The sequence below is a fragment of the Synergistaceae bacterium genome (assembly GCA_012728235.1).
Lineage (GTDB): Bacteria > Synergistota > Synergistia > Synergistales > Synergistaceae > JAAYFL01.
On the sequence record JAAYFL010000105.1, the window covers coordinates 1 to 2,529 of the forward strand.

Below are 2,529 nucleotides of genomic sequence, written 5' to 3' on the forward strand. Positions count from 1 at the left end.
CTACATGTGTTTCATTTTTCACTGAAATTGCATCAAATCTGCAGTGCTTTAGACACTCTCCGCAGTTAATACAGAGAGTAGAATCTATTGCTGCTTTTGACATGCCTATATAATCTTTTCTTTGTGGATCCTTTCTTTCTCGCATCGATAGGTGTAAATTGGGTGCGTCAACATCGCAATCCGCATAAGCTCTGGCTTTTGAAAGCTTAATGAACGCACTAGCTACCGTTGTTTTACCGGTGCCTCCTTTTCCGCTAAGAATAAGCAATTGTTTCATATAGAGGCCTCCCTGTAGATTTTTTCCAACAGTGACGAAAAAAACTGTTTATATTTTGGATTTTCTCTTACGGCTATTTCTGCATTGGAGCTTAGCTTACTCAATTCTGTGTCGTAGGGAATTTTCCCCAATATTTTTAATCCCTTTTTATCACCTAAATCTTCTAGGGGGTTATAACCACCAACAGATTTATTAATTATCACAGCACTTGGTTTATTAAAGAGCTGTACTAGCTCGTAGACCATTTCAAAATTATGCCTTCCAAAAATCGTCGGTTCCAAAACCATAAGACAAAAATCGGCATTGCTAATACTTTCCATTACATTACATGCACTTCCTGGAGGACAGTCTATAAAAGTGGGCGTATTGGTCGAGTCTTTACTTTGATAAAGGACTTCTTTTATTATTGTGGAACCTGAGGCCTGCCCCACATTAACCATTCCGGAAACAACTCTCACTCCTTCAGAATTGCCCACAAAGACCTTCCCAACTTGTTTGTCTTTTTCAGTCAGAGCTTTTAAAGGACAAACTAAGAGACAACCCCCACAGGAGTGGCATATATCTTCAAATATTTTTAAGCTGCCATTAACATACGCGAGTGCATTAAATCTGCAGAATTCAACACATTTCCTACATCCATCACATATAGATTGGTCTACTACGGGAATTTTTACAAAAACGTCTTCTTCCAATTCCCATTCAGGTTTGAAAAAAAGATGCCCGTTGGGCTCTTCCACGTCACAATCACAATAGTATGCATTTTCTGCGACTGCAGCCAAATTCACTGCAAGAAGGGTCTTTCCTGCCCCTCCTTTTCCACTTAAAATCGCAATTTTTTTGTTTCTTTTATCTTCCAAATTTTTCATGATATCCAGGATGGATGTCTTTGAGAACTTGTAGTTTCCCTTCTTTAAAGGCATTCACGTTCTCTACAATTGTTAAATCTGCGGTTTTATAGATCTGAACATTTGCCCTTTGAAGCACTTCTGCAGCGTTTTGCCCACAGTGAGGTGTTAACAACACAGATGCTTTTGAATCTGCGACTATTTGGGCAGCTTTGATTCCTGCTCCACCTTGTAATGAGGCTGCAGTGTTATCAATGAACTCTGCTGTATCTGTTTCAGCATCATAAATTGCGAAAAAAGGAGCTCTCGCAAAGGAGAGTGAAACTCTTGAATGCACGTCTTTCTTGTCTGCCGGGATTGATATTATCATGTCATATCCTCCTAAATTTAATCTATTTCGGGATATTTCTTCTTACAACATCTTCGACTACAAACTTTATCCTTACCATCACACATTATGTATTGTCCGCCCTCTATAATAAGTATCTTGCTATTTATCAAAGAGTCAGCAAGCTTTCTTCTTGCTTCTGTATATATTCCTTGTACTGTAGTTCTTGCCACATTCATTCTCTGAGCACATTCTTCTTGTGTCAGATTCTCAAGGTCAATTAACCTTAAGGTTTCATATTCATCTAGCGTCATTAACACGGAATCCGTTGTTACGCACCTATTACCAAGTGGTCCAAAACGAGTTCTTTTTGGTAGAGAACATATTTTTCTAAATTTAACAGGCCTTGGCAGCGGCACCACTTCCTTCCATACATAACAGAAAAATTTTAGAGCTATTTTTGTGTTTTTTGTGTTTTAAATTTATCCTTTCTATTTTTGAGATAACCTATTTAAAAGTACACGCCTTATTGCTCTTTTAGCTGTTTTTTCTTCTAAGTTTAAACAGTTAAAGTGCCTGTGTCGGTTCTGCCCAGACCAAAATTTTCTTTTCTGTATAAAATCACTTTGCATATTTGGGCTGTCTCCTTCAATTGCTTTCACACAAAAGCCCATACCTCTGCCTGTCATTGCCCCTCGACCATGCGGCCCTGTTCCATCCCTTCTTGGCATACCTACTATCACCTATGTTTTTGACATATGTCAATTATATATTAATACTAAATGATAATTCTCAGATGTCAATTTAAGTTATATCCGTAATTCACAAAAAAAAAAAGAGGGGATGACAGATTGTCATCCCCTCTTACAAATTTTAGCTTGTTTAACTATTATTCGACTAGTTTAGCTCTATTTTCTGATGTCTTTTATGGAGCCGGAACTTTTACAACAGTTATTTCTAAAGTCTCATCATGTAAATTTCTTACGTTCATCTTGGTTCCTTCAGGAATTTTCAATATGGTGTGAGAAGAATACTCATGGGTTTCTCGATCTCCCAAAGCTATGGATAAGGTCCCTCTC

Annotated in this window: 6 protein-coding genes; all 6 read right to left on the bottom strand. The window is 37.8% G+C overall.

All coding sequences use genetic code 11. The annotated features are described in order from the left end of the window. Nucleotides 1–277, bottom strand: a 277-nt coding sequence (locus GXZ13_06675) for a 4Fe-4S binding protein (protein ID NLX75496.1), incomplete at its 3' end; no start/stop codon positions are given. Continuing rightward, nucleotides 274–1,197, bottom strand: coding sequence for a 4Fe-4S binding protein (locus GXZ13_06680; protein ID NLX75497.1), 924 nt, complete (start codon nt 1,195–1,197; stop codon nt 274–276). The genes GXZ13_06680 and GXZ13_06675, both read right to left, overlap by 4 nt. Continuing rightward, nucleotides 1,124–1,492, bottom strand: a complete 369-nt coding sequence (locus tag GXZ13_06685) for a dinitrogenase iron-molybdenum cofactor biosynthesis protein (protein NLX75498.1) — start codon at nt 1,490–1,492, stop codon at nt 1,124–1,126. Before GXZ13_06685 ends, GXZ13_06680 begins: the two co-directional genes overlap by 74 nt. A gap of 17 nt (nt 1,493–1,509) precedes the next feature. Next, complete coding sequence (locus GXZ13_06690) at nt 1,510–1,863, bottom strand: DUF134 domain-containing protein (GenBank protein NLX75499.1); 354 nt, start codon at nt 1,861–1,863, stop codon at nt 1,510–1,512. Nucleotides 1,864–1,941: 78 nt separating this feature from the next. Continuing rightward, the gene (locus GXZ13_06695; protein NLX75500.1) at nt 1,942–2,181 is read right to left on the bottom strand and encodes a DUF5320 domain-containing protein; all 240 of its coding nucleotides are present in this window, start codon (nt 2,179–2,181) and stop codon (nt 1,942–1,944) included. Between the two features lie 194 nt (nt 2,182–2,375). Continuing rightward, nucleotides 2,376–2,529, bottom strand: a 154-nt coding sequence (locus tag GXZ13_06700) for a hypothetical protein (protein NLX75501.1), incomplete at its 5' end; no start/stop codon positions are given.